This window comes from Mesorhizobium sp. WSM4906 (assembly GCF_029674625.1).
GTDB lineage: Bacteria > Pseudomonadota > Alphaproteobacteria > Rhizobiales > Rhizobiaceae > Mesorhizobium.
The window spans coordinates 3,078,803-3,105,437 of the sequence record NZ_CP121355.1 but is presented as its reverse complement, the minus strand read 5'-3'; the positions used below and the strand labels follow the sequence as shown (position 1 = coordinate 3,105,437).

The following is a 26,635-nucleotide window of genomic DNA, read 5'->3' as shown; positions in this document are numbered from 1 at the left end:
TTGCCTATTGCCGCGTCCCATTCCAGGAGCCCTCCACGGCGTCGGGGTTGTTGCCGAAATTGTAGCTGCCCGCGAACGACTGGCCGTCAGCGGCGAGCGTGAACTTGCCGCTGCCTCGGGTGCCGTCCTTCTGGACCCAGGAGAAGCGCAGCACGTTGCCGCTCACCTTGCCGTTGATCTGCCCGGCGCTGCCGTCATCGCCCCGGTAGCGGCCGGAGACGCCGTTGCCGTTCTGCTGCAGCGAGAGGTCGTAGGCGACGTTGTCGGCATTGGCGCTCCAGCTTCCGCCGAAGCCGGCCGCTGCAGACGCCGATGCCTGCTTTTCTTTCGGCTTGGCGAATCCAGCCGCGCTCTTGGCAAAGCCGGCTGCCCCGCCGCCGAACTTCAGAAACCGGGCTGAGACGCAGCCGGACACCGGCGCGCTGATCCGGCACCAGCCATCGCCGCCGCTTGGCTTGTTTGCGATGATACCTGCAGCGCCGCCTGTCCCGCCGCACGGACCGGTCACCGACACAGCCTGGCCTTCCGGAACCGTGCCGGTCACCTGGCCGTCGGGACCATTGCGCACGTTGAGCTTGTCCAGCCCCGGCTGGTTGATCACCACCGTCGCCGTCCCACCGCCGCAGGAGTTGTCGGCCCGGTCACCACCCCCATCTGCCGCGGCGGCGCTATCTCCACCGCCGCTCTTACAGTCATTCAATCGCTGCTTGAACCTGGCCTCCTCGGAATCGGCGACACCGTCACCGGAATGCGCCACGCATCGCAGCAGCCAATAGTCGTGGGGATTGTTCCAAGGGGCGATCTGGACGAATTTGCAGCCAAGACCGCGCGCCTCGCCGGCAATGGCTGACATGCGATCGCCGTAGGCGACACACGCGTTGCCCCTGCCGGTGTGCTTGATGGGCTTCTCCGGCGGTGGCTGAGGTGCCGAGGCTGTCTGCGCCTTCGCACCCGAGACGCAACAGCCGTTCGGCGTTGGCGGTGGCACAGCCGATTTCAGCCAGCATATTGCTTTCGGACCTTGAATGCCCGCCTTGACGTAAGTCCAAGCCTTGCAGTTCGCGTCGGACTCGCACGCCGACTTGCAGGATCCGAAGCCTGCGATTGTGGCCTCCAAATCGAACCGGTCGTAATCGTGGCCCGGTCGATCGACACCCGTTTCGGCAGTTGATAAGGTCGAGTCTCCCCTGTTTCTGCCGGTATTGGCAGTAACGAGCGGCGGGAATCGCCGCGTGACCTGGCGCCAATTCCCGCAACTCGACGAGAGTCCATATTTGCCGCCGAAGCAACCCTGTGCCGAATAGGTCACCGTGCCATCCGGCTGAACCGCTAGCCTTAGAACTGAACCCGTTTTCCATTCCGTCTGGGGTTGTCCGGGCACGATTACGTTAAAGACGTCAGTATTTCCATCTGGCCACAGGGTGATCTCGAGGATGCGGGAGTTTCCGTTGAACGTCAGGCGCTCATCCACGCAGACGCCTGAGAAAGAGGTGCAGTCGCTGGCATGCGCCGGGTCCGGCTGGGGAAGAGACATCAGCATCAATATCGTGAGAAGCCCGCAGAAGCGGCGCGCCATCCGCCCGAAAGACATGGCCCAACTCCTGCGGGTACGTGTTGAAGCTGCGTCCGACGAAAACATCAGATCCCCGCGATCATTGCCGGGTCCCGCTCCAGCTTCCCTCGACAGCATCGGGATTGCTGCCGAAGCTGTAGCTGCCGTCGAACGACCGGCCGTCGTCGGCGAGCATGAACTTGCCGCTCCCTTTGGTGCCGTCGCGCTGCACCCACGAGAAGCGCAGGAGATTGCCGTTCATCTTGCCGCTTATCGTTCCGGCGCTGCCGTCGGAGCCCTGGTAGTTGCCGGAGACGCTGTTGCCCTTCTGCTTCAGCGAGAGGCTGTAGGCGACGTTGTCGGCAATGGCGCTCCAGCTTCCGCCGAAGCTCGCCGTCGCAGACGCCGATGCCTGGTGCTTGCCCTTCGACCTCACGATCCCGGCCGCACCGCCGGGTTGGCCAACGTCACCGCCGCCAAACGCAAGAAACTGGGCAGAGACGCAACCGTGCACCGGCGCGCTGATCTGGCACCAGCCACCGGCGCCGCCACCTCCGCCGCCTTGCTGCGTCTTCCGCTTGGTGATGCCGGCCGCCCCGCTAATCGCGCCGCACGGGCCGATGACGGACACCGTGTCGCCTTCCGCCACGGTGCCGATCACCTGGCCGCCAGGGCCGCTGCGCACGTTCAGTTTGTCGAGGCCCGGCTGGTTGATCACCACCGTCGCCACTGCATTGCCACTACCGCAAGTGCCTTCTGCCTGCTGCATCGGCGGCATGCCACCCATATCCGCCGGTGTCTCAGGCGTGCCGCCTCCCCCGGTCTCGTCCACCGGTGGGGCATCGCCGCCGCCGACCGGCCTGAATGTCTTGAGCTTGTGGCCGGTGCTTGTGCCCGACCCTGGCACGAAGTCGACATTCAAGCTATCGACCTTGTTGATCTGGATGGCATTGCCCTGGACCGACCCGTGGCTCAGGAAAATGCCGCCGTTTTGCGCGGCCTCGACGAGCGCCTCCATCTCGCTCTTTAGCGACGGCAGATAAATCCGCTTAGGACCCGACGCGCCGATCGGCGCGATCTCGCGAACTTCCGAGGCAGCTAAAGCCGGCCAGCTCAAACCGAGCAGGGCAGCTATGCTCAAGAGAATGAACTGGAACCCGCCGGCCCCGGTCCGGCATTCTTTGGTAGCCATTTGACGGTCCTTCTCGTCTGTTGCCACGTGCCTTGTCCTGCCTAACCAGCATCGCCGGAACTGGCTCGAGCGCCTCCGCTTCCGCCAGGCGCACCACCACTCAGGTCGTCCCGCTGTAGTTCGACGCGGCGGTTTTTGGCGCGTCCTTCTTCGGTATCGTTGGAGGCGACCGGCTCCGTCATGCCGGCGCCATCCGATGCGAGGCGATCGGCGGCGATGCCATATTGGGAGACGAGCGCCGCAACGACGCTGGCAGCGCGCCGTCGGGACAGATCGAGGTTGTAGTCCGCGCCGCCCTGGTCGTCGGTGTGGCCGACGACACGCAGCTTCAGGTCTGGCTCCGACGTCAGTAGCTGCGCGATCTCGTCGAGCGTCGGCTTGGACTCGGGCTTGATGACGTCCTTGTCGAAGTCGAACAATATCCCATAGATCGCAATCTTTCCGGTGTCGGAGAGCGCCGAGCCGATCTCCTTTGCAGTGACCACCCGGATCTTGCCGGTTTCCATCTCCTTCGTCTCGACGACCCGGACGACGGCGACGTTGCCGCTGCTGCTTTCGCCAAGATAGAGAGCCGCGTAGACCGCGCCCTCCGGGCGGTCGAGCCGGGCGAGAAGATAGCGCCCACCTTGCTGGAACCAGTTGTGCACGTAATCGTCCGAAAGTTTTGGCAGACTGAGCGGATCGCCGACGGCCTGGCCGAGCAGATATCCACCCTCCGGCTGACCGGATTCGAAGCAGGACCCGTTCTTGGTGGCGCAGGTGAAGACCTCCGAGAAGCCCTTTGACTTCAGGCTATCCTCGTAGTTGCGGAGCACCTCGAGCGTCGAACGGCCTTGCGGCAGCGCGTAGTAGATGAGCGTGATGTGGCCCTCGACCGTCTTGAAGCCGGTGCCGCCATTGGTGCTCGTCGGCGAGAAAGGACCTTCGACGAGGTTTGCCTCATCGTATTCCGTGACGTCGTAGCCGACGATCTCGGAGCCGTCGTAGCGTCCGACCAGCGGGTGATCGGAACTGCCTTCCACGTCCGCCGCCCGGGCAGGCAGCGCCATGCCCAGTCCGCCAACGATCAGCAGCACGGCGATGGCGCCGATCCCCTTCGTGCTGGCCATGGTTCTCATCGTCTTATACCTCAAGACAAACGGGATTGGTGGACTGCTGCGCTGACAAGCCCCGCGACCGGAACCGCGAACACGGCGCGCAGCGGAGACATTCGATCGAAGCAGCTGTAGCGCCGCTCCCATTGCTAGGGCTGTGATCTGACTCGGGGAAATTGAATGATTGTATGCCGGATATTGGCGCCATGAATTTGGGCGCGTTCGATCTCAATCTGCGCGTTTCGACGCGATTGCCCGGCGGGGATCGTCCAGTCGAACATGCTAGCGTATTGGGCGTTCTCTTGCAGGTCGCGAGGATGGCCACCTGCTCGCCGCCAAGCACGGTAGTTTCGTCCCGGCTCAGCAGGCTCTCAAAAGATTGTGAACCACGGACAACGCTTCCAAGCATCATCATGCCCCTTGCCGATGGGCCATCCCTCGGCAGACGAATTGCGGCGTCGCTCTCGTAAGCGGGATAGCATCAGGCGCCGCAGATGAAACTGCCGCGAAAACCGTGGGTCGCCTATCATCATATGATGATAGGAAGGGTGACGGGCTGCGTTCGAAGGGTGGCCCCTTGGGAGCCCCGGTCAGCGCGGAAGGGGGTGCGCCGACTTCAGGAGGGCAACCAACTGGCTTTGCTGGTTTGTACCGGTCTTGCGGAAAACGCGGTTGAGGTAGGTGCGCACAGTCGAGAATTGCAGGCCTGCTTCGGCTGCCGCCGCCTTGAGGCTATGTCCCTTGGCCAACGCGGTCACAAGATTTACCTCGGCAGGCGTCAGGTCGAACAGGCCCGTCAAGATGGTCGGGGACGGGACGAGGGCGCTTGCCGAGATTGCCGTCGCGACGACGAGCAGATCACCTCCGTCGAAAAGGTCATGCGCGCTGCGTTCGAGCGGAAGCACATGCACTACCGCCGACGGTGTGCCCGGCACAGGGATGGACCGCGGGAGGAGTTCGCCACGCTTCGCCTGCAGCGCAGCCTGGAACAGACGGTTGCTCTCAGAATGGGCAACGGCGACGCCGCCAAACGCCGTAGGCAGGAAAATCGACTTCTCGCGATCGAACAGGCTGTTGGTCGCCCGGACACGCCCATTGGCGGCGAGAACGGCGGCCGGAAGCCCGATGTTGGCCAAGGCGTCGACGGCGCCGCGCGCCTGCGCAAGGCCGAGCCGCGCGGCCGCGAGTGTGGCGCGCGCCATGTCAGGCCTCATCCGGTCAAGAACTTCAAGTCGGCGCTCGTCGTAGCCCCCTTCGCCCAGCCCGCGCTGGAAAACGAACATCGCCATCTCACCGGTGGGCATCGGGATGGCCGCGCAGGCATTCACGCCCAGGCCACGCGCGCGCAACCGAACGCGTATCGGATCATCCCGCACCTCGTCGGCCGTCATGAATCTGTCTACATCCACAAAGCTCGAGGGCCGAACGGTGCCCATACGCGCAGCGGCAGTGGACAGGCGCAGGCTCTCATCCTCAAGGAATTCGTTCATCAGTTCCTGGAGCCATGCAACGGCCTTTCCGCGAACGGGCGCGCCATCCGCGAAGACAAAGAGAGCACCGCCTTTCGAAGCCGACGCATTGGTGATCTGCTCGAGCACAGAGGGCCATTTTTCCGCTATGAACGCTGCTTCATAAAGCGCATCGACAATTTCTGTGAGCATTCGCACTCGTCTTACACAGCCTGCTTCTCGCCCTTGCGGGCGCGTACTGCGTCATGCATCAGCAGCATAGCGAAAAATACCTGAAAACTCCAAGGAATGACGCAAAGCGGCACTAGGTCTGTTTGGAGTAGCGACAATGATCTGGTGCGCTTGGAAAGCGCACGCTTAGGTCCGGTTCCTCCCCTTCGTCCCATCATCGAAACTCCGAAGACTTCCGCAGCCAGATATTCCCGCTGTCCTTGTCTTTCTTAGCTAGGCGCTCGGAAGTAGCGAAACTTGCGGGCCGTTATGGAATCGAGTTCCGTAGCCCGGCCAAGTGGCCAACTGGTTTCGAGGTCAAAGAGAAGCTGCAATGGCGAAGTTAGCGCGGTGTTCCCGCGTCGCAACGTCATGCCCTTTCCGGACGGGCGACCTGTTCTGGGTCGGGAATCCGTGCGACGGGGCGCCGCTTCGGGATCGACCGAATGATATGACGGTGCGCGAGCAGGCATAGAACGCGCAACCTCGACCTCCAGCGTCATGCCCACAACGTCTGCCTTCGGGATATGGCAAGGCTGGTCTCTACGGCCGACAGGCGCAAAGCTGCCATTCACTTCGCGGCTGACGAAGGGCGACTTCGGGTCATGATTTCCGGTCCGCGAACGCGCGAGCGCACCGCATGACAACATGACAATCGCACTTCGCGAATGTCGCAGTCTAAGCTTGTGCGTGGTCGAGGCCGTCGAGGCTTGAATACCAGGTGGCATACGAGCCAACAGTCAACCGTTATGGATCGGCTTTGTAGGCCAACTGGCGCGCCAGAGAGGATGAAAGTGAGAACTGGAGCGTCAGGCTCATAATGAAGGTCACAGATTCAAGATCCGGGCAGGTCGCCGCGTTTGATCTGACGCCAGAGAACGTTGCCCATGTCGAGCACTTAGGTAGCAACCGGGTTCAGTCGAAGCGCTCATCGTGGTTTCCTGGCAATATAAGCAGCGGGCAGAAGATCGAACTGGCCGGCGAAGTCGTCCGTCTCGACGAGGATACCGTGACTGTCGGCGGCAAGGATCTCGGATTACGGTCAAGCGCAGTGCTGTGCGCTTGGTCACCAGCCATGTCGCGCCGAAGCGGAAGACATCCACCTGATAGAAAAAGCCCGTCGCCAAATGACACAAGCGACGGGCTGAAATTGGTGGACTACAAGCTGAGCGGCCCAGGGGAGATGAGCCGCTCATTGTCGAAACTCGCCGGCTCCAAACGGTTCCAGGCTGCCGCGGAACATTTTAGCTAAAGCGAATGTTTGTTCATCATGGAAACGATGGATATCACCGAGTGCCGGGCCGCGCTGCGCATGATCCGAGCGACGATCGAGGAGCACTGCCCGCCGGGCGTGCTGATGAGCGAGGAGCAGGTGAACGGGCATTACGGCCCGAGGCTCCTCGACGAAGCCGAGGCGCTGTCGGTCGCGATTGTTGCCACGGTGGAGCGGCTCAGTTTTCAGCCCCAAGAGTTCCCTCCAGCGCCGAGCATAAAGACGTGAGTTCCTCTCAGCACCGGCGCTGCCAGCTGCCCATGACGTCACGAAGCCTAGCTGCTCACCGAAAGTCGGCGGGACGCGGTGAGCCGGGGGGGTGCCGCCTAGCTCGCCCGGCGGTAGGCCTGCGTAGTCTGAACCGCCTCAAGCAGCTCTTCTTCCGTTCTCCGGCCGCTCTCGAACATGTTGACCAGTAGCTAGGCGGTCGCCTCGGCGTCCGGCGACCTCGGCCGCCTCGCCCCGACGTGTCCGCTTTGGGTCTGGAACTAGGCGGCGCCAAAGGATGCGGTCGTTGAGTGGCTCGATCAACTTCTTGAATCAACTTTGGCGAACCGCTTCATAACCCGTTGGCAAATAACGATTATGTTAGTCGCTGAAGGTCGTCGTTTTCTACGGGAAAACAATACGTTAGCGGCTGGTTCGCCAACCCGTTTCCTTCGTATTCTCTAGGATGGCCTGGCGAACCAAAAGACACTGAACGAGGCGATCATTAGCTCAGAGACTAATCCAACGGGTGCCATCTCGAGCGCACCGCAGCCTCACGGATGACCAATATGGGGGCCGAAACCGGACTGGGCGGGTTCTAGCCTGAGGCCGGCTCTTCTTTGTCGGCGAGAACACCGAACTAACCGAGAGTTTGGCTAGCCAGGGCATAGGTCCTCGGCCTGGCCGAGCCACCGTTGGAAAAATCGGCGAAGCGTTTGCCCAGCGACATGGTCAGCACCGTGTCAAAGACCGGCATTCCGGCGTGCGACAGGAAGGCGGCGAACTCTCCATTGTCCATATGGGTGTCGACCCTGAGGAAAGATCCTGAATGGTCGGCTATGTGCGGCCGGACAATTGCTACGGCATCAGCATCGCTTTCGGCCACGACCGGCCCCACGACATGACCACGCCCGAACGGGCGGCAGAGCGCGAAAGCGGTCAGCTTGTTTCCGTCGAAAACCCCATAACCGGCCGAATGCGCGAAGAGTTTTTCAATGAGCGCCGACCGCCTCACGCCAAAGCCCGCCGCGTCGAGCGCGATCGCTGCCGTAACATCGCCTGCGTCCAAAGTCCGGATGTCGCCGCGCGCCTCCGCCGAACTGCCGGTGGTAGGCATGCGGGCTATGCCCTGGCATTGGTAGACCGCCTTCTCCGGCTGGAAATCGAGCGAGAGATAGAGACGCCGCGCAGCGCGGGTAGCGTTGAGACGCAGGTCGCGCCCAGGGATCTTGTCGAAGACCCGCTTCATCAGCCATTGCGCCGCCCCTAACGTCTGAAGCCGAGGCGAGGTGATGACCATGCCGATGGTTGCGAAGCCGGGACCATGCTCGAACCACATTGCCGAACCGAGAACACGGCCGATCTCATCGAGCGCCACGAAACCGTGCCCCGATTCGCGCAGGAACTGCCAATCTTCGGCCCGATGTGGCCAACCCACGGACAGCGAGTGCGCATGCAAGCGGTCGAGTTCGATGTCTTCGATGTCGGCGATGCGCATCGAGAAGGCATCGATTTTCAAGCTTTCGGACGGCCTCAATTCCTTGCCTCTGAAAGATTGCGCAACGGGTGACACACGCCGCCCCTGCCCTGCCAACGCTAAACAACCAGACCGATACGATTTGCTCGAAAGTCGAGCACCAACGCAAGATTCAACTGAAACACTTCCGCTTTCGGCATGCAATCGCGAAGGAACGTATGCATCCTCTAGGGAAATTCACCAGCAGCGGCATCGATGCCGGCGAACCTTAGATGCCTTGAGGGCTGGAATGAACGTCTTCGACATCCTCGACTGTCTCGTCGCCTTTCCATCGGTCGCCGGCAGGGCGAACGGTGACATCGCCGGCTGGATCGAGGCACATCTTGCCGAAGAAGGAGCGAAGGTCACCCTGTTCCCAGGACCGGAAGGCGACCGTTTCAATCTTTTCGCGACGATCGGTCCGGCCGATGTCCCAGGCTACGTCCTGTCCGGCCACATGGACGTCGTTCCCGCCGGCGAGCCGCAATGGAGCTCGGCTCCTTTCACGCTGCGCCGGGAGGGTGAGCGGCTCTATGGGCGCGGTACCACGGACATGAAGGGGTTCCTTGCCGCCACGCTCGCAGCTGTGCCGCACCTGGCCGGTCTGCGCCTCGCCAGACCGATCCACCTCGCCTTCTCCTATGATGAGGAGATCGGGTGCCGCGGCGTGCCGCACCTGATCGCCCGCCTCCCCGAGCTTTGCGCAAGGCCTCTCGGCGTCATCGTCGGCGAGCCGAGTGGCATGCGCGCCGTGCGCGGCCACAAGGGCAAGGCGGCCGCCCGCGTGACTATCCACGGGCGCTCTGGCCATTCCTCGCGGCCCGACCTTGGGCTCAACGCGATCCACGCCATGGCCGATGTGCTGAGCTCGGCCGTCAGCGAAGCGGAACGGCTGACGCATGGTCCGTTCGACACAGCATTTGAACCAGCCTACTCCTCTCTACAGGCGGGCGTGATCGCGGGCGGACAGTCGGTCAACATCATCCCCGCCACCTGCACGTTGGAGATGGAGGCGCGCGCCATACCCGGCGTCGACCCGACCAGCTTGCTCGCGCCCGTCAAGGCGAAGGCCGAGCCCCTTGCGGCCGACGGCTTTCGGGTCGAGTGGACGCCGATCAGCGCCTATCCGGCGCTGTCGCTGTCGCATGACGCGGCACTTGCGGCATTGCTGCGCGAACTGACGGGTGAAGCGCCGCTCGCCGCCGTCAGCTACGGCACCGAGGCCGGGCTCTACCAGGCCGCCGGCTTCGATGCGATCATCTGCGGCCCCGGTAATATCGGCCGCGCTCACAAGCCGGACGAATATATCCTCGCCAGCGAGCTCGCCGCCTGTCGGCGGATGATCGAAGCGCTGGGCGCGCGCTGCGCTGCTTGAAGGAGCAACCGGAATGACATTCCTGTTCAACTCCGATGCGCGACGCGGAGCGGTCTTTGCCGACGCGTTTGCCAAAGAGTTGCCGGACCTCCCCTTCGCGATGGACGGCGCGACAGTCGATGCCGACGCGGTGCGCTATCTGATCACCTGGACCGTACCGGATAATCTCGCCCGCTACCGGAACCTGGAAATCCTGTTTTCCATCGGCGCCGGCGTCGATCAGTTCCGCTTCGACGCGGTGCCTGCTACGGTGAAGATCGTGCGCATGGTCGAGGAAGGCATCGTGCGCATGATGCAGGAATACGTCACGCTGGCCGTGCTTGCGCTCCACCGCAACCTGCCGGGCTATTTGGCGCAACAGCGCGCCGGACAATGGCGCGATATCCCGCAGCCCCAGGCCGGCTCTCGCCGGATCGGCGTGCTCGGCCTGGGGCAGCTCGGGCAGGCTGTTCTCGACCGGCTGAAGCCCTTCGGCTTCCCGCTCGCCGGCTGGAGCCGCTCGCCGCGGCGGATCGAGGGCGTGACCTGCCATCATGGCGAGCTTGGGCTGGAGCAGCTGGTCGCGGCCAGCAACATACTGGTCTGCCTTTTGCCGCTGACCGAGGAGACGCGCGGATTTCTGAATGCCGACCTGTTCGCGAAACTGCCCGGAGGGGCGGCGCTCGTTCACACCGGCCGAGGACCGCAGCTCGACCACCAAGCGCTTGTCGCCGCGCTCGACAGCGGTCACCTCTCGGCCGCAATGATCGACGTGACCGATCCCGAACCGTTGCCCGCGGGACATACGTTCTGGTCGCATCCGAAGCTCGTCCTGACCCCGCATGTCGCCAGCGTCACCCAGCCCGTGACTGCCGCGCAGGCCGTCATCGACAACATCAAGCGTCACCGCGCCGGGCTCGATCCCATCGGCCTCGTCGACCGGTCGCGCGGCTATTGAGCTCCAACGGAAAGGTCATCCATTGTCCCTGCTTAAAACCGTCGACATCAACCCGGCCTTCCAGCCGCGCGAATCCAAGGCGCTGCCCGAGCGGCTGATTGCCGGCGACCCCGCCTTCAAGACCTGGGCGCAGGACGTTGCCAAGGGCGACCTCGTCCATACCGGCGTCTGGGAGGCGACGCCGGGCGAGACGCGCTCGGTCAAGGGGGAGACTTTCGAGTTTTGCCACATCCTCTCCGGCGTGGTCGAGATCACGCCCGACGCCGGCGAGGCGGTGACCTACCGCGCCGGCGACAGCTTCGTGATGAAGCCGGGCTTCACCGGGGTCTGGAAGACCATCGAAACGGTGCGCAAGATCTACGTCACGGTCGGTTGATGACACTTAGCTTCCAGCCACCGCAACAGATTTTGCCGCCCCTCGCGGCCAGCACGCAAGATTCGTCGGTGGCGTGTCGCCGAACAACGCATGCTGCGTGTCAGCACACGCTAGGCTAGGGTCGATGCTGGAGGGTGGTCGCCCATGAGCTTGAGTTTCGATCCGGACACGATTCCCCTTCCCGTCGGCCACTTCGTCGGCGGTGAACTGATCTCGGCCGAGGGCGGGATCGAAATGCGCCGCCCTTCGGACGGCAAGGCATATACCGCCTGCCCCGTGGCCAGCGTCGACATGGTCGACCGTGCGGTGGAAAGCGCCAAGGGCGCGCTGAAGGCCAGCAACTGGGGCGGCGTTCGCCCGCGCGAGCGCACAAAAGCGCTTCACGCTTGGGCCGACCTGATCGAGGCGGAAGCCGAAACGCTGGCCCGGATCGAGGCACTGTGCTCGACCCGGCCTGTTGGTCAGGTGGTTGCCGGTGACATCGCCGTGACCGCCGAGCAGATCCGCTTCTTCGCCGAGTTCGCCGACAAGGAAGGCAGCGAACTGGTGCCGACCGACGACGCCAGTCTCGGCATGATCGTGAGCGAACCCTATGGCGTGGTCGGCGCCATCACCCCCTGGAACTTTCCGATCTCGATGGCGGGATGGAAGCTCGGCCCGGCGCTGGCCGCTGGCAATGCGGTTGTGCTGAAGCCATCGGAGATGACACCGTTTTCCGCTATCTACATGGCGCAGCTCGCCTTCAGAGCAGGACTGCCCGCTGGACTGATCAACGTGGTGCTCGGCGATGGTGAGACCACGGGCACGGCGCTGACCGGCCATACCGAGATCGCCAAGGTCAGCTTCACCGGCTCGACCCGCGCCGGCTCGTCCATCATGGAGAACGTCGCCCGCACCGGCGTCAAGCCGATGACGCTGGAGCTGGGCGGCAAGAGTCCTCAGCTCGTCTTTGCCGATGCCGATCTCGACAAGGCGGCAACGGCAATCGCCAGCAGCGTCACCTTCAACGCCGGCCAGGCCTGCGTGGCCAGCACGCGCCTGATCGTCGAGAAGAGCGTGGCCGACAGGCTGGCGGCCGCAATCCTGGAAAAGATGAAGGCGGTGCGGCCAGGGCCGACATGGGACGAGACGACCCACTATTCGCCGATCATCTCGGAACGGCAGCGGGCACGTGTCGATGGCATCGTGCTGGCCGCAGTTGGGGCCGGCGGCGAATGCCTGACCGGGGGCGCCGCCATGGATGCTCCCGGCTATTTCTACCAGCCGACACTGATTGCCAATGTCGATCAAAACAATCCGGCGATCGTCGAGGAGATCTTCGGTCCGGTCCTGACCGTCCAGAGCTTCGAGACCGAGGACGAGGCGCTTTCGCTGTCCAGTCACCCGACCTACGGACTGGCCTCCGGCCTGTTCACCTCCGACCTGTCGCGCACGATCCGTTTCGCGCGTAAGCTCGAAGCGGGCACCGTCTGGGTCAACCGGTACAGCCGCTCGCGCGACCACATCCTGCCGACCGGCGGCTATAAGCGCTCCGGCATCGGCAAGGACCTTGGCCGCGAAGCCTATCTCGCCAACCGCAGGACCAAGAGCGTCCTGATCAGCCTCTGAAGAGACGCCGATGAAAACCTATTCGATCGCCCTTATCCCTGGTGACGGCATCGGCCGTGATGTCACCTCCGCCGCTTGGACGGTGCTGGAAACGGCAGCCAAACATTGCGGCTTTGGCTTGACGGGAACCGAATTCCTCTGGTCCTGCCGCTTCTTCAAGGAGACCGGCCACATGATGCCGCAGGACGGTATCGAGACCTTGCGGAGCTTCGACGCCATACTTCTCGGCGCCGTCGGCTGGCCGGCGGAAGTGCCGGATTCCGTCTCGCTCCACGGCCTGCTGCTGCCGATCCGCAAGGCGTTCGTGCAATACGCCAACATCCGGCCGCACCGCCTGCTGCCGGGCGTGACGAGTCCCCTCAGAGCCGAAAGCTTCGATATCCTGTGCATCCGCGAGAACACCGAAGGCGAATATTCCGGCGCCGGCGGGCGCGTTCACCAAGGCACGCTGGACGAGGTCGCGGTGGAAACCTCGATCTTCACCCGCGCCGGCGTCGAGCGCATCCTGCGCTTCGGTTTCGAGCAGGCGCGAGCGCGGCGAGGCAAGCTTGCCTCCGTCACCAAGTCCAACGCGCAGAAATATTCGATGGTCTTCTGGGACGAGATCACGCGAAAGTTGGCTGCGGATTATCCGGATATCGCAGTGACCAGCTATCACGTCGATGCGCTCGCGGCGCGCATGATCATGGAACCGCAGAGCCTTGATGTGGTCGTCGCTTCCAACCTGTTCGGCGACATACTGACGGACATCGGCGCGGCGATCCAGGGCGGGCTCGGCTACGCCGCCTCCGCCAACATCAACCCGGACCGTTCGGCACCGTCCATGTTCGAGCCGGTGCACGGCTCCGCGCCCGACATCGCCCATCTCGGCATCGCCAATCCGATCGCCGCCATCTGGTCGGGCGCGATGATGCTCGACCACTTGGGCGAAAGAGACGCAGCCGGCCGCGTCATGAAAGCGATCGAGTCGACAACCGCTCGAGGCCTTGGAACCATTGCCGGCAAGGACAGCACGGACGCCATCACCGCCGCCGTCATCTCGGCGCTCAACTGAATGCAGGGTCGTTTTCGATGAAGAGCCTGAACGACAAAAGTCTATTCCGCGAGACCGGCCTGATCGGCGGCAAATGGGTCGCCGCCGCCTCCGGCGGGACGGTCGATGTTATTGATCCGGCGACCCAGGCCGCGATCGGCACAGTGCCCGACATGGCCGGCTCTGACACCCGCGCGGCCATAGACGCAGCGGCTTCCGCCTATCGGAATTGGCGGAAGAAGACCAACGCCGAACGTGCTGCCCTGCTGGAGGCCTGGCATGGCCTGATGCTTACGCATCTGGAAGATCTCGCGCTGATCCTGACGACGGAACAGGGCAAGCCTCTGGACGAAGCGAGAGGCGAGATCCGCTACGGCGCTTCCTTCGTCAAATGGTTCGCGGAGGAGGCGCGCCGCATCAACGGCCACACCATCCCCTCGCCCACGGCAGACCGCCGCATTATCGTGCTCAAGGAACCCGTCGGCGTTTGCGGCATCATCACGCCGTGGAATTTTCCCAACGCGATGATCACCCGCAAGGTCGCGCCTGCGCTGGCGGCCGGTTGCACAGTGGTCATCAAGCCGTCCGAGTTCACGCCCTTTTCGGCGCTGGCGCTCGGCGTGCTCGCCGAACGGGCGGGCATTCCCGCCGGCGTCATCAACATCGTCACCGGCATGCCGGCCGAGATCGGCAAGGAGATCATGGCGAACGAGACCGTGCGCAAGATCTCCTTTACCGGTTCGACGCGCGTAGGCTCGCTGCTGATGCGCGGCGCGGCCGACAGCGTGAAGCGGCTCAGCCTCGAACTCGGCGGCAACGCGCCCTTCATCGTCTTCGACGACGCCGATCTCGACCTCGCCGTCGAGGGCGCGCTCGCCTCGAAATTCCGCAACGGCGGCCAGACCTGCGTCTGCGCCAACCGCATCCTCGTCCAGGCCGGGGTCTATGAGGCTTTCGCCGCCAAGCTCACTGCCCGCGTCAACGCCTTGACGGTGGGGCCCGGCACTCAGGCCGGCGTCGCCATCGGACCGATGATCAACATGGCGGCGGTTGAGAAGATCAACCGCCACGTAGACGATGCGCTTGCCAAAGGTGCTGAGATCGTCACGCTGAGGCCGGCCCTGCCCGAAGGGCCGCAATATGTTGCCCCGCTGGTGCTGACTGGTGCGACAAATGACATGCAGCTCGCCGGCGAGGAAACCTTCGGTCCGGTCGCACCGCTTTTCCGTTTCGACACGGAAGAGGAGGCGATCGCGCTGGCCAACGGCACGCCTTACGGACTTGCCTCCTACTTCTACACCGAGAATCTGAAACGCGCCTGGCGCGTCGGCGAGGCGCTGGAGTTCGGCATGGTGGGGCTCAACACCGGATCGGTCTCGATGGAGGTGGCTCCCTTCGGCGGCGTCAAGCAGTCCGGTCTCGGGCGTGAGGGCGCCCAGGCCGGCATCGAGGAATATCTCGAGATGAAAACGTTCCACATGGGAATAGGGCAGTAGGCAATAGGAAAACACTGCCTACTGCCTACCTCACCCGATCGAGCGCCTTGTAGTAGAGACCGACCACCGGCAGGAACCAGGGCTTGCCGGAATAGCCGGGAATGGCAGGCCACTCGACGCCTTTCATCGGGTTGCGGTCCTCGCGGCCGAGCATGGCATCGGCCATGATCATGCCGAGATGGGTGGATAGCTGCGCACCGTGGCCGGAATAGCCCATCGCGTACCAGATCCCGTCATGGTAGCCGGCGCGCGGAAAACGGTCCTTGGTCATGTCGACCAGCCCGCCCCAGCAATAGTCGATCTCGACCTTGGCAAGCTGCGGAAAGATCGCAGCGAGGCTCGCCCGCAATACCTGTCCGCTCTTGGCGTCGGAACGCTGGTCGGATCTCGCCGAGAAGCGCGCGCGACCGCCGAAGACCAGGCGGTTGTCGGGCGAAAGCCGGAAGTAGTTGCCGATGTTCATCGAGGTCACGCATGTCCGATTGCCCGGCATGGTGGCGGCGATCTCGGCCGCGCTCAACGGCCGCGTCGCGATGATGAAACTGCCGACGGAGATGATCCTGCGGCGGAAATAGCCGAAATTCGGCGTTGTGTAGGCGCCGGTCGCCACCAGCACGTTGTCGGCACTGATCCGGCCACGGGACGTGGTCAGTTCATGCCTTCTGCCGGTCTGCTTACAGTCAGTCACCATGGTGTTCTCGTGGATGACGACGCCGTAGCGGACGGCCGCCGCAGCCAGGCCGCTCACATAGCGGCCCATATGCATCATGGCGCTCTTCTTCGACAGCATCGCGCCATGGAAGCACGCGCCGATCTCGGACTTGAGATCGGCCGGCGACAGCAGCGCCGTGTCCGGATCGACCTCGGCATGGATGGCTTCGAAGTTGCGGGCGATCACTTCGAAATGCTGCGGCTTGGAGGCAAGCTTCAGCTTGCCGGCGCGGCGGAAATTGCAGTCGATGCCTTCCTCGGCGACCAATGCCTCGATGGTGTCGACCGAGTCGTCCAGCGCCCGGTAGAGCGCGATTGCGCGCTCCTTGCCGAGCTCTGCCTTGGCCGAGAGGTAGCTGTGGGCAAGGCCATTGTTCAGGTGCCCGCCATTGCGTCCGGATGCACCCCAGCCCACGCGCTCCGCTTCCAGCACGACCACCTTGGCGCCGGCCTTCGCCAATTGGCGCGCCGCGGCGAGGCCGGTGAAGCCGCCGCCGATGATGGCGGCATCGTAATGCCCCTCGAGCGTGCCTTTCACCCCGCCGGAAAAGACAGGGGCGGTGTCGTGCCAGTAGGAGACGAACTTCATCGGCAATCCGCCTGACTCAAAGACCGACCACGCTCGGAAGGCCGGAAATATCGGCGATCTCGACATAGCCGTAATAGGGGTTGGCCGGCTCGTGGCCGCGATTGACCCAGACCTTGTTCTTGATCCCGAGATCGTGAGCCGACATCAGGTCGTAGCGGAACGACGACGAGCAGTGAAGAATATCTTCGGGGCCGCAGCCCAGCCTGTCGAGCATATATTCGAAGGCCCTGAAGCGCGGCTTGTAGGCCCGCGCCTGCTCGGCCGTGTAGACGGCATGGAACGGCGCGCCGAGTTTCTCGACGTTGGACATGATCTGCGCGTTCATGGCGTTGGAGAGGATGACCAGTGGAATTTCCTTGGCGATTTTCGCCAGGCCGGCCGGAACGTCGGCATGTGGTCCCCAGGTCGGGACGCGCTCATAGACCATCCTGGCGTCGTCGGGGCTGAAGGCGACGCCGTTGCGCTTGCACGTGCGTTCGAGCGCGTTGTGGACCACGTCGGCATAAGGCTTCCAGTCGCCCAGAATCTCGTCGAGCCGATACGCCGCGAAGTTCCTGATGAATTCCTGCATGCACGCTTCGTCGAGTTGGCTGCCATAGAGGTCACGCGCCGCCTCCGCCATCTGGAAATTGGTCAACGTGCCATAGCAGTCGAAGGTGATGTATTTGGGCCTGAAAGAAGCCATATCCGTCGATCTCCGGTGGAAGCGCATCCGCGTTGGGATGTCTTTCATCATAGGCCGGCAGGCAGCGATCCTCCCGACCGAAAAGCGCCTCCCGAAAGCAGAAAGTTCCGTATCCGGCATCCGGTTTGGCACGCTGTAGCATCTGCGCGTCGATGGATACCGCCGATCGAGGCGTAAGGCGCATCCAGTTCGATAGGCGCCAGCACAAGATGCGGCACACCCCCTGCGCAAAGGCAAATGATACTGTCGAAGTCGAAACTTCAGACGATCTGCGGCGCATCGATGACCGAGACTGGGGCCAGATGGAAAGGTGCCTCATGCAGCAAGGCGAGATCGAACTCCAGGACTTCGGGCCGGATCATATCGAGGGCGCAGTCGCGCTTTCTCGCCAGGAGAATTGGCCGCATCGCCCGCAGGATTGGCAGATGGCGCTGCAGCTTTCGAGCGGCGCGGTTGCGCTCGACGATCACGGCCGGGTCAACGGAACAATTCTGGTAACACCCTACGGCGCCGATTGCGCCATGATCAACATGGTGATCGTCGACAGGAACGCCCGGGGCAAAGGGCTTGGGCGCCGGCTCATGGAACAGGCCTTCGCCCTTGCCGGCGACCGTCCGCTGCGGCTGGTCGCGACGGCGGACGGCATGCCGCTCTATGAGAAGCTCGGCTTCGTGCCCTCCGGCATCGTCCTGCAGCATCAAGGCAAGGTTGCCGAGCTTGGCCTGCCCGAAGGCGTGGAGGCCGCAGGCCCTGGCGATCTGCCGGAGATCAAGGCGTTGGACCGTGACGCCTATGGCGCCGACCGTGAAGCCCTGATCGACGCGCTGGCTGAGCGGGGCGAATTCGCCCTCGTCCGCCGCAATGGCGTGATCGAGGCCTATGCCGCAATCCGCCCGTTCGGGCGCGGCGAGGTGATCGGTCCGGTCATCGCGGGAAATGCCAACGACGCCAAAGCACTGATCGGCTTCTTCGCTGCATCGCGCCCCGCCGCCTTCCTGCGCGTCGATACCGACAGCCGGACCGGCATAGCCGACTGGCTCACGAAAATCGGCCTCGGCCATGTCGGCGGCGGCGTCGCCATGGATCGCCCGTCCAGGACGGACGCCGCACGGGCCAGGCCAAAAGTTTACGCCCTCGCCAACCAGGCGCTCGGCTAGTTCGGAGAAAACAATGCTCGCCAATTCCCTGATCGAACTCGACCGCGCCCATCTCATCCACCCGGTCTCCTCTTATCGCGGCCACGAGGCGCTCGGCGTGCGCGTGCTGAAATCGGCCAAGGGCGCCACCGTGACCGACGCGTCCGGCAAGCAACTCGTCGACGGCTTCGCCGGGCTGTGGTGCGTCAACGCCGGCTACGGTCATGACAGCATCGTCGAGGCGGCTGCCCGACAGATGCGCGAGCTTCCTTACGCCACCGCCTATTTCGACCTCGGCTCGGAGCCGGCCATCCGGCTCGCCTCGGAACTGGCCGAGCGCGCGCCCGGCGATCTCAACCACGTCTATTTCACGCTCGGGGGGTCCGACGCGGTCGACAGCACTATTCGTTTCATCCGCTACTACTGGAATGCCAGGGGTGAGCCGAAACGCGACCAGTTCATTTCGATCGAGCAGGGCTATCACGGATCCTCGGTGGTCGGCGCGGGCCTCACCGCGCTCCCCGCCTTCCACGCGGGCTTCGGCATTCCATTCGAATGGCAGCACAAGATCCCCTCGCCCTATCCGTATCGCAATCCGGTGGGCGAGGACGGCGACGCGATCATCGCCGCATCGCTCAGCGCGCTGGAGGCCAAAATCGAAGCTATCGGTCCGGAACTGGTCGCCGCTTTCTATGCCGAGCCGATCCAGGGTTCCGGCGGCGTGATTGTCCCGCCGAAAGGCTGGATCAAGGAGATGCGCGGACTCTGCCGCAAGTACGGCATCTTGTTCATCGCCGACGAGGTGATCACCGGCTTCGGCCGCACAGGGCCGCTGTTCGCCTGCACGGATGAGGACATCGTTCCCGATTTCATGACGACGGCGAAAGGCCTGACATCGGGTTATGTTCCAATGGGCGCCGTCTTCATGGCCGACCATGTCTACGATGTCATCGCCGATGGCGCGGGCGCTTCGGCGATCGGCCACGGCTACACCTATTCCGCCCATCCGGTCAGCGCCGCCGTCGCGCTCGAAGTGTTGAAGCTCTATGAGGACGGCCTGCTGGAGAACGGTGTCAAGGCCGGCGCTCGCCTGACGGCGGGGTTGGAAAGCCTGAGCGACCACCCGCTCGTCGGCGATGTGCGTGGCCGCGGCATGCTTGCCGCGATCGAGCTTGTCGTCGACAAAGAGAAAAAGACGCCGCTTCCTGCCGCGGCCATGCCGGCGCGGCGCATCTTCGACCGGGCATGGGACAATGGCCTCATCATCCGTGCCTTCGCGCATGGCGTTCTCGGTTACGCGCCGCCGCTCTGCTGCACCGACAGCGATATCGATGCGATCATCGAGCGCACGCGCCTCACACTCGACCAGACGCTGGCGGATCCGGATGTCCGCAAGGCCCTCGCATGAACGCCGCCGATTTTTCGCATCTCGAAATATCGCGGGCGCGGACGATTTCGCAATTTTGTGCCGCAGCCCCGCGCCTTTTCGGCGAATCCAGCGCGGGGGAAGTGCCAGACTGCTTTTAAAGACAAGGCCAGAATGCCCGAATTTGCGGGCTCTTGAAGAAGGTGGACGTCCTGAGCGGCACGGAATTTTGTTCTGTTCAGCACCAAGCAATTCAGCCACGCGCGCAGAGGAGAGCTAGTTCTTGGCCAGGGCCTTTAGCGAGTTCAAATACATGACCTTCGATGTGGTCGGCACGCTGATCGACTTCGAGGGCGGCATCACGAGCTGCCTGGCCGGAATTGCGGCCGAGGCAGGTGTTTCGGTAGACGGTGAGGAGGCATTGGCCCTTTACCGGGAGGCTCGCTACATGTCCGATGCGGGCCTCTTCCCCGACGATCTTGCACGCGTCTACATGGTCATCGCACCGCAGCTCGGCCTGCCGGCCGAGGAGAAATACGGCGTCCGCCTGCGGAATTCAGCCAGCCTCTGGCAGGGCTTTCCCGACAGCGCTGCGGCATTGGCCAGTCTCGCCAAGTCACACAAGGTGATCGCCATGACCAATGCTCGGCGCTGGGCGCTCGACCATTTCGAGAAGCAGCTCGGATCGCCCTTCTTCGCCACCTTCACGGCCGACGATACCGGCACGGAGAAGCCCGACCCAGCCTTCTTCCATAAGGTCTTCGATTTCGTGGCGTCCCGCGGCGACAGCAAGGACGACATCCTGCATGTCGCGCAAAGCCAGTATCACGATATCGGCATCTCCCGGACGCTTGGCCTGACCAATTGCTGGATCGAGCGCCGGCATGCCCAGAAAGGCTATGGCGGCACGATCGAGCCCGAGGCCTTCACCGTGCCGGACTACCACTTCACCTCGATGGCCGCCTTTGCCGCGGCCGTGCGGGAAAGCCTGAAGGAACGAACCTGAGCCCAAGCCCGGAAAGCCGCATCAAGACGAGCAACCCGATGAACAACCAGAAAGGGGAATGACATGACCGACAAGATCACGAACTGGACCAGCGCAGACGATGCCATGGTCGAAAACGCCATCCGGCGGGGCGCGAGCCGCCGCGAACTGCTCAAGATGCTGCTGGCCGGCGGCGCAGCGGTTGCCGCGGGCGGCATGGTGCTCGGACGCGCCACCAATGCCGTCGCCGCCACGCCGGTCTCCGGCGGAAATTTCAAGGCGGCCGGCTGGTCGTCCTCGACCGCCGATACGCTCGATCCGGCCAAGGCGTCGCTTTCTACCGACTATGTCCGCTGCTGCTCGCTCTACAACCGCCTGACCTTCCTCGACAAGGACGGCAAGACGCAGATGGAGTTGGCCGAAAGCTTCAACAGCAAGGACGCCAAGACCTGGACCGTGAAGCTGCGCAAGGGCGTCACTTTCCACAACGGCAAGGACCTCACCGCCGACGACGTCGTCTTCTCTCTGAAGCGTCACCTCGACAAGGCGGTCGGTTCCAAGGTGGCCAAGATCGCCGCCCAGATGACCGGCTTCAAGGCAGTCGACAAATCGACCGTCGAAATCACCCTCGCCGACCCGAATGCCGACCTGCCGACCATCCTGGCGCTGCACCACTTCATGATCGTCGCGGACGGCACCACGGACTTCTCGAAAGGCAATGGTACCGGCGCTTTCGTGCTGCAGACGTTCGAGCCGGGCGTGCGTTCGGTGGTTACCAAGAACAAGAACTACTGGAAGTCGGGCAAGCCCTATCTCGACTCCTTCGAATTCATCGCCATCAGCGACGACAGCGCCCGCGTCAACGCGCTGCTTTCGGGCGACATCAATTTTGCCGCCTCGATCAATCCGCGTGCGATGAAGCTCATCAGCGGCCAGCAAGGCTTTGAACTGTCGAAGACGACCTCGGGCAACTACACGGACCTCAACATCCGGCTCGACATGGATCCGGGCAGCAAGGCCGACTTCGTGGCCGGCATGAAGTATCTCGTCAACCGCGAGCAGATCGTCAAATCGGCATTGCGCGGCCTCGGTGAAATCGGCAACGACCAGCCCGTCTCGCCGGCGAACATCTTCCACAATGCCGACCTCAAGCCGAAGGCCTTCGATCCGGACAAGGCGAAGTTCCACTTCCAGAAAGCCGGCCTGCTCGGCCAGTCCATCCCCGTGGTCGCCTCCGACGCCGCGACCTCGTCGATCGACATGGCGGTGATCATTCAGGCCGCCGGCGCGGATATCGGCATGAAGCTCGATGTGCAGCGCGTCCCCTCCGACGGCTATTGGGACAATTACTGGCTCAAAGCGCCGGTCCATTTCGGCAACATCAATCCGCGCCCGACGCCGGACATCCTGTTCTCGCTGCTTTACGCCTCCAACGCACCCTGGAATGAAAGCCAGTACAAGTCCGAGAAGTTCGACAAGCTGCTCGTCGAGGCACGCGGCCTGCTCGACCAGGCCAAGCGCAAGGAAATCTACGGCGTAATGCAGACCATGATCGCCGAGGAGGCGGGCACCATCATCCCGGCCTATATTTCCAACGTCGATGCCCTCTCTAGCAAGGTGAAGGGTTTGGAAGCGAACCCGCTCGGTGGCATGATGGGTTACGCGATGGCGGAGTACCTCTGGTTCGAAGCCTGAGAGGCGCCTGCCGGGGGCCGGTCAGCCTGTCCCCCGGCACTGCATTGCGCAAGATTGTTTGGCCGAACGCAACCGCAGGGAGCGCTTCCATGAAGTCTGGGGTTCTCAAGCTCGTGGCGAAGCGGCTGACGGTTGCAGTCGTCACCCTTCTGATCGTGTTGTTCGCCGTGTTTTTCGCCACCAGCATGCTTCCCGGCGACACGGCATCGATCCTGCTCGGCCAGGCTGCGACTCCCGAAGCGGTCGCAGGCTTGCGCGAGGCCATGCATCTCAACGATCCGGCGATCCTGCGCTTCCTGCGCTGGCTTCTCGGCCTGCTCCACGGCGACCTTGGCACCTCCTATGCCAACGAGATGCCGGTCGCGGCGCTGATCGGCGGCCGCTTCGTCAACACCATGAAACTAGCAGGCATCACCACGCTGATCTCGGTGCCGCTGGCGCTGACGCTCGGCATCACCGCCGCGATGCTGCGCGGCTCCCTCTACGACCGCACCGTCACCGTGCTTTCGATCGGCGTCATTTCCGTGCCGGAGTTCATGGTCGCAACTCTCGCAGTGCTGCTCTTTGCCGTATATCTCAGATGGCTGCCGGCGCTGTCCTCGGTCAACGAGGCGCATTCGCTTACCGACCTCGTACGTATCTATGCGATGCCCGTGATCACGCTCACCTTCGTCATCTCCGCCCAGATGATCCGCATGACCCGCGCCGCGGTGATCGAAACGCTCTCCACGCCCTATGTCGAGATGGCGCTTCTCAAGGGCGCCTCGCGCAGCCGCATGGTGCTTAGACATGCGCTTCCCAATGCGCTGGGACCGATCGTCAACGCGGTCGCGCTCTCGCTGTCCTATCTGGTGGGCGGCGTTATCATCGTCGAGACGATCTTCAACTATCCCGGCATCGCCAAGCTGATGGTCGATGCGGTCGCCACCCGCGACCTGCCGCTGATACAAAGTTGCGCAATGATCTTCTGCCTCGGCTACCTTCTGCTCATCACGGCCGCCGATATCGTCGCCATCATGTCCAACCCGAGGCTCAGATGACGATGGCGCGCGCGGCATCTTCCCGGCGGTCCTTCTTGGGCCACAGCTACAACCTCATGGGCGTCGTCGCCTCGCTGGTCATCCTGGCGTGGACGCTCGTGGCGATCTTTGCGCCTTACATCATTCCGCATCCGATTGGCGACATCGTCGACGATGACTATTTCGGCCCAATACGCCAGGGCCTGTGGCTCGGTTCCGACTATCTGGGGCGCGACATGCTCTCCAGGGTTCTGATGGGCGCGCGCTACACCGTCGGCATATCGCTCGCCGCCGTTTCCATCGCCTGCTTCTCGGGTGTCGTGCTCGGCATGCTCGCGGCCGTGAGCGGCGGCTGGTTCGACACCTGCCTCAGCCGCTTCCTGGACGCCATGAACTCCATCCCCAGCAAGCTGTTCGGCCTCGTGGTGGTCGCCGCGGTCGGCTCCTCGATCCCGGTGCTGATCCTGACGCTCGCGGTTATCTACATTCCCGGCGCCTACCGCTTCGCACGGGCACTCGCAGTCAACATCAACACCATGGATTTCATGACCGTCGCCCGTGTCCGTGGGGAAAGCACGGCCTATCTCATCGGGTCCGAGATCCTGCCCAACATCATCCGCCCCGTGCTCGCCGATTTCGGCCTACGCTTCGTCTTCATCGTGCTCTTGCTCTCCGGCCTGTCCTTCCTCGGCCTCGGTCTGCAGCCGCCTTTAGCCGACTGGGGTGCACTAGTACGCGAGAACATCGGTGGTCTGCCCTTCGCGGCTCCCGCCGTCATCGTGCCCTCGCTGGCGATCGCCAGCCTTACCATCAGCGTCAACCTGCTGATCGATAACCTGCCGCAGAAGATCAGGGACCGCGACGCATGACCAATCTCGTCGAGGTCAGGAATCTGAGGATCGAGGCGACGACCGACGCCGGACGTCTGGTCGAAATCATCAAGGGCGTCAGCCTCGACATCGCCGACGGCGAGATCATCGCCCTGATCGGCGAGAGCGGCTCCGGCAAGACGACGGTGGCGCTCTCGCTCATGGGCCATGCGCGGCCCGGCTGCCGGATAACCGGCGGCGAGATCAATGTGAACGGCAAGGACATGGCTGCGCTTTCCGAGAAGGAACGTGCAAGGCTGCGCGGCACCGACATCGCCTATGTTCCGCAAAGCGCCGCCGCCGCCTTCAATCCCTCATCCACGATCATGGAGCAGGTGATCGAGGTCACGCGCATCCACAGGCTGATGCCTCCCGAGCAGGCGCGAAAGCGTGCGGTAGAGCTGTTCCGGGCCTTGTCGCTGCCGGACCCGGAAGGGATCGGCGCCCGCTATCCACACCAGGTTTCCGGTGGGCAATTGCAGCGCCTGGCGGCGGCCATGGCGCTCATCGGCGATCCCAAGCTGGTCATTTTCGACGAGCCGACGACGGCGCTCGACGTGACGACGCAGATCGACGTGCTGAAGGCATTCAAGGCGGTCATGAAGGCGGGCGGCATAGCGGGTGTCTATGTTTCCCATGACCTCGCGGTTGTCGCCCAGATCGCCGACCGCATCGTGGTGCTGAAGGGCGGCGAAGTGCAGGAGACCGGAACGACGGCTGGGATACTTTCGGCTGCCAAGCATCCCTATACGCGCGAACTGCTGGCCGCCTTCGAACCTAAGCCGCGGCAACCGGCGGCTGAGGCGGAAGCCGCAACGAATGAGCTGCTGCGTATCGACAATCTGACGGCCGGCTATGGACCGGTACGGGATAACGGACTGCCACTTATCCGGGCGGTCGATTCGGTCAGCCTGGTGGTGGACAAGGGGCGCAATCTCGGGATCATAGGCGAGTCCGGCTGTGGAAAGTCGACTCTGGCGCGGGTCATCGCCGGCATCCATCCGGCGGCAGCCGGCGACATCATCTTCGACGGCAAGGAACTGGAGCGCGCCGCGAAGAAACGCAGCCAGGACCAGCTGCGCGAGATGCAGATCGTGTTCCAATATGCCGATACCGCGCTCAATCCGGCCAAGCCTGTCGAGGACATCATCGCCCGGCCCCTGGCCTTCTATCACGGGCTGGACAGGCACGCGCGCTCGAAGCGTGTCGATGAACTGCTCGACATGGTGCGACTGCCCAAGGCGCTGCGCTATCGCCATCCCTCGGAGCTGTCGGGCGGCCAGAAGCAGCGCGTGAATTTCGCACGCGCGCTGGCGGCTGCTCCCAAGCTGATCATCTGCGACGAGATCACCTCGGCGCTCGATACGGTGGTAGCGTCCGCCGTGATCGAGCTGCTCAAGGAGCTACAGCGCGAGCTGGGTCTGTCCTACATCTTCATCAGCCACGACCTCTCAGTCGTCGAGGCCATCTGCGACGAGATCATGGTGATGTACAATGGCCAGCGGGTGGAGCAGATCACGCCCGACAAGGTCAAGGCGGCCACCCACCCCTATTCCAAGCTTCTGTTCTCCTCCGTGCCGAATCTCGATCCGACCTGGCTCGACGGCCTTGTCCGCGATCCTGAGCTCGTCAGCCAGTACGGCCACCGCTGACGAGTCAAACGGAGTCTCACATCGGGAACAGGCTGGGCAGCGGCATATGCGCCTTGACGATGGGAGACTTCAACACGACGAAGCTGAAATATTTGTCGATGCCGATATCCATATCGGTCAGCCGCTCCATGATCGTCTGGTACTCGCCGATGCCGGCGGTGACGAATTTCATCAGATAGTCATAGCCGCCCGAGACGAGGTGGCACTCGATGACCTGATCAATCTTTTCGACGACGGCGAGAAAGCGGGCGAAGTCGACCTGGCGATGGTTCTTCAAGGTGATCTCGGTGAACACGGTGAGCGTCTGGCCGAGCTTGCCGATATTGACCTGCGCCGAATAGCCCTCGATGTAGCCTTCCGACTGGAGCTTCTTGACCCGCATGAGGCACGGGCTCGGCGACAAATGCACCAGCTCGGCCAGTTCGACATTGGTGATGCGGCCGTTCTTCTGCAATTCGTGCAGAATCTTGACATCGATCCGATCCAGTTTCACAGCCGTCTCCGTAGAAAGCGCGCCATAGCACAAAATGCTGCAACGCTGGTTACCATTGACACTACCACGGCTCGCTAGCCTGTCCATCAGAGCGGAT

Annotated in this window: 23 protein-coding genes; 15 read left to right on the top strand and 8 right to left on the bottom strand. The window is 63.2% G+C overall.

What is annotated here, in order from left to right:
- Positions 1-4: 4 nt before the first annotated feature.
- From QAZ22_RS14890 to QAZ22_RS14875, 4 genes are all read right to left on the bottom strand, one after another.
- The gene (locus QAZ22_RS14890; protein ID WP_278207526.1) at positions 5-1,591 is read right to left on the bottom strand and encodes a PAN domain-containing protein; all 1,587 of its coding nucleotides are present in this window, start codon (positions 1,589-1,591) and stop codon (positions 5-7) included.
- A 61-nt stretch (positions 1,592-1,652) separates the two neighbouring features.
- Positions 1,653-2,570, bottom strand: coding sequence for a hypothetical protein (locus QAZ22_RS14885; RefSeq protein WP_278207525.1), 918 nt, complete (start codon positions 2,568-2,570; stop codon positions 1,653-1,655).
- Between the two features lie 215 nt (positions 2,571-2,785).
- Positions 2,786-3,853 (bottom strand): OmpA family protein, encoded by a 1,068-nt coding sequence (locus tag QAZ22_RS14880; protein ID WP_278207523.1) that lies wholly within the window; start codon positions 3,851-3,853, stop codon positions 2,786-2,788.
- Between the two features lie 575 nt (positions 3,854-4,428).
- Positions 4,429-5,499: a helix-turn-helix transcriptional regulator gene (locus tag QAZ22_RS14875; protein ID WP_278207521.1), complete on the bottom strand. Its 1,071-nt coding sequence runs from the start codon at positions 5,497-5,499 to the stop codon at positions 4,429-4,431.
- Positions 5,500-6,337: 838 nt separating this feature from the next.
- Here QAZ22_RS14875 and QAZ22_RS14870 point away from each other — a divergent pair.
- On the top strand, positions 6,338-6,769 hold the full coding sequence (locus QAZ22_RS14870) for a hypothetical protein (RefSeq protein ID WP_278207520.1): 432 nt from the start codon (positions 6,338-6,340) through the stop codon (positions 6,767-6,769).
- Positions 6,770-6,796: 27 nt separating this feature from the next.
- Complete coding sequence (locus tag QAZ22_RS14865) at positions 6,797-7,018, top strand: hypothetical protein (protein WP_278207518.1); 222 nt, start codon at positions 6,797-6,799, stop codon at positions 7,016-7,018.
- A gap of 619 nt (positions 7,019-7,637) precedes the next feature.
- Here the strand turns inward: QAZ22_RS14865 and QAZ22_RS14860 are convergent.
- Entirely contained in the window at positions 7,638-8,495 is an 858-nt protein-coding gene (locus tag QAZ22_RS14860) for a GNAT family N-acetyltransferase (RefSeq protein WP_278207850.1), read from the bottom strand.
- A 268-nt stretch (positions 8,496-8,763) separates the two neighbouring features.
- Here QAZ22_RS14860 and argE point away from each other — a divergent pair, with 268 nt between their 5' ends.
- The 6 genes from argE (at position 8,764) to QAZ22_RS14830 (ending at position 15,338) form a co-directional block, all read left to right on the top strand.
- Entirely contained in the window at positions 8,764-9,888 is a 1,125-nt protein-coding gene (gene argE, locus QAZ22_RS14855; protein ID WP_278207516.1) for an acetylornithine deacetylase, read from the top strand.
- 13 nt (positions 9,889-9,901) lie between these two features.
- Positions 9,902-10,825, top strand: a complete 924-nt coding sequence (locus tag QAZ22_RS14850; protein ID WP_278207515.1) for a glyoxylate/hydroxypyruvate reductase A — start codon at positions 9,902-9,904, stop codon at positions 10,823-10,825.
- 22 nt (positions 10,826-10,847) lie between these two features.
- A complete protein-coding gene (locus QAZ22_RS14845) occupies positions 10,848-11,201 on the top strand; it encodes a cupin domain-containing protein (protein ID WP_278207513.1) in 354 nt (117 codons plus the stop codon).
- 144 nt (positions 11,202-11,345) lie between these two features.
- Positions 11,346-12,809 carry an aldehyde dehydrogenase family protein gene (locus QAZ22_RS14840; RefSeq protein ID WP_278207512.1) on the top strand — a complete coding sequence of 488 codons (1,464 nt, stop codon included), beginning with the start codon at positions 11,346-11,348 and terminating at the stop codon, positions 12,807-12,809.
- A 10-nt stretch (positions 12,810-12,819) separates the two neighbouring features.
- Positions 12,820-13,863, top strand: coding sequence for a tartrate dehydrogenase (locus tag QAZ22_RS14835; protein ID WP_278207511.1), 1,044 nt, complete (start codon positions 12,820-12,822; stop codon positions 13,861-13,863).
- A 17-nt stretch (positions 13,864-13,880) separates the two neighbouring features.
- The gene (locus tag QAZ22_RS14830; RefSeq protein ID WP_278207509.1) at positions 13,881-15,338 is read left to right on the top strand and encodes an NAD-dependent succinate-semialdehyde dehydrogenase; all 1,458 of its coding nucleotides are present in this window, start codon (positions 13,881-13,883) and stop codon (positions 15,336-15,338) included.
- 25 nt (positions 15,339-15,363) lie between these two features.
- On the opposite strand, the gene QAZ22_RS14825 is transcribed toward QAZ22_RS14830, so the two are convergent.
- Together QAZ22_RS14825 and QAZ22_RS14820 are read right to left on the bottom strand one after the other, a co-directional pair.
- Entirely contained in the window at positions 15,364-16,638 is a 1,275-nt protein-coding gene (locus QAZ22_RS14825) for an FAD-binding oxidoreductase (protein WP_278207508.1), read from the bottom strand.
- A 16-nt stretch (positions 16,639-16,654) separates the two neighbouring features.
- Positions 16,655-17,323 carry a haloacid dehalogenase type II gene (locus QAZ22_RS14820; protein ID WP_278207507.1) on the bottom strand — a complete coding sequence of 223 codons (669 nt, stop codon included), beginning with the start codon at positions 17,321-17,323 and terminating at the stop codon, positions 16,655-16,657.
- A gap of 317 nt (positions 17,324-17,640) precedes the next feature.
- Here QAZ22_RS14820 and QAZ22_RS14815 point away from each other — a divergent pair, with 317 nt between their 5' ends.
- The 7 genes from QAZ22_RS14815 to QAZ22_RS14785 all read left to right on the top strand — a co-directional run bounded on the left by QAZ22_RS14815 (position 17,641) and on the right by QAZ22_RS14785 (position 26,045).
- Positions 17,641-18,480, top strand: coding sequence for a GNAT family N-acetyltransferase (locus tag QAZ22_RS14815; RefSeq protein WP_278207849.1), 840 nt, complete (start codon positions 17,641-17,643; stop codon positions 18,478-18,480).
- Positions 18,481-18,493: 13 nt separating this feature from the next.
- On the top strand, positions 18,494-19,867 hold the full coding sequence (locus QAZ22_RS14810; RefSeq protein ID WP_278207506.1) for an aspartate aminotransferase family protein: 1,374 nt from the start codon (positions 18,494-18,496) through the stop codon (positions 19,865-19,867).
- Between the two features lie 241 nt (positions 19,868-20,108).
- A complete protein-coding gene (locus tag QAZ22_RS14805) occupies positions 20,109-20,831 on the top strand; it encodes an HAD-IA family hydrolase (RefSeq protein ID WP_278207504.1) in 723 nt (240 codons plus the stop codon).
- Between the two features lie 63 nt (positions 20,832-20,894).
- The gene (locus tag QAZ22_RS14800) at positions 20,895-22,505 is read left to right on the top strand and encodes an ABC transporter substrate-binding protein (protein ID WP_278207503.1); all 1,611 of its coding nucleotides are present in this window, start codon (positions 20,895-20,897) and stop codon (positions 22,503-22,505) included.
- 89 nt (positions 22,506-22,594) lie between these two features.
- Positions 22,595-23,545, top strand: coding sequence for an ABC transporter permease (locus QAZ22_RS14795; RefSeq protein WP_278207502.1), 951 nt, complete (start codon positions 22,595-22,597; stop codon positions 23,543-23,545).
- Positions 23,542-24,393 (top strand): ABC transporter permease, encoded by an 852-nt coding sequence (locus tag QAZ22_RS14790; RefSeq protein ID WP_278207500.1) that lies wholly within the window; start codon positions 23,542-23,544, stop codon positions 24,391-24,393. Before QAZ22_RS14795 ends, QAZ22_RS14790 begins: the two co-directional genes overlap by 4 nt.
- A complete protein-coding gene (locus tag QAZ22_RS14785) occupies positions 24,390-26,045 on the top strand; it encodes an ABC transporter ATP-binding protein (protein ID WP_278207499.1) in 1,656 nt (551 codons plus the stop codon). The genes QAZ22_RS14790 and QAZ22_RS14785 overlap by 4 nt, the downstream gene beginning before the upstream one ends.
- Positions 26,046-26,061: 16 nt before the next feature.
- Here the strand turns inward: QAZ22_RS14785 and QAZ22_RS14780 are convergent, their stop codons facing one another.
- The gene (locus QAZ22_RS14780) at positions 26,062-26,538 is read right to left on the bottom strand and encodes an Lrp/AsnC family transcriptional regulator (protein WP_278207498.1); all 477 of its coding nucleotides are present in this window, start codon (positions 26,536-26,538) and stop codon (positions 26,062-26,064) included.
- Positions 26,539-26,635: the final 97 nt, after the last annotated feature.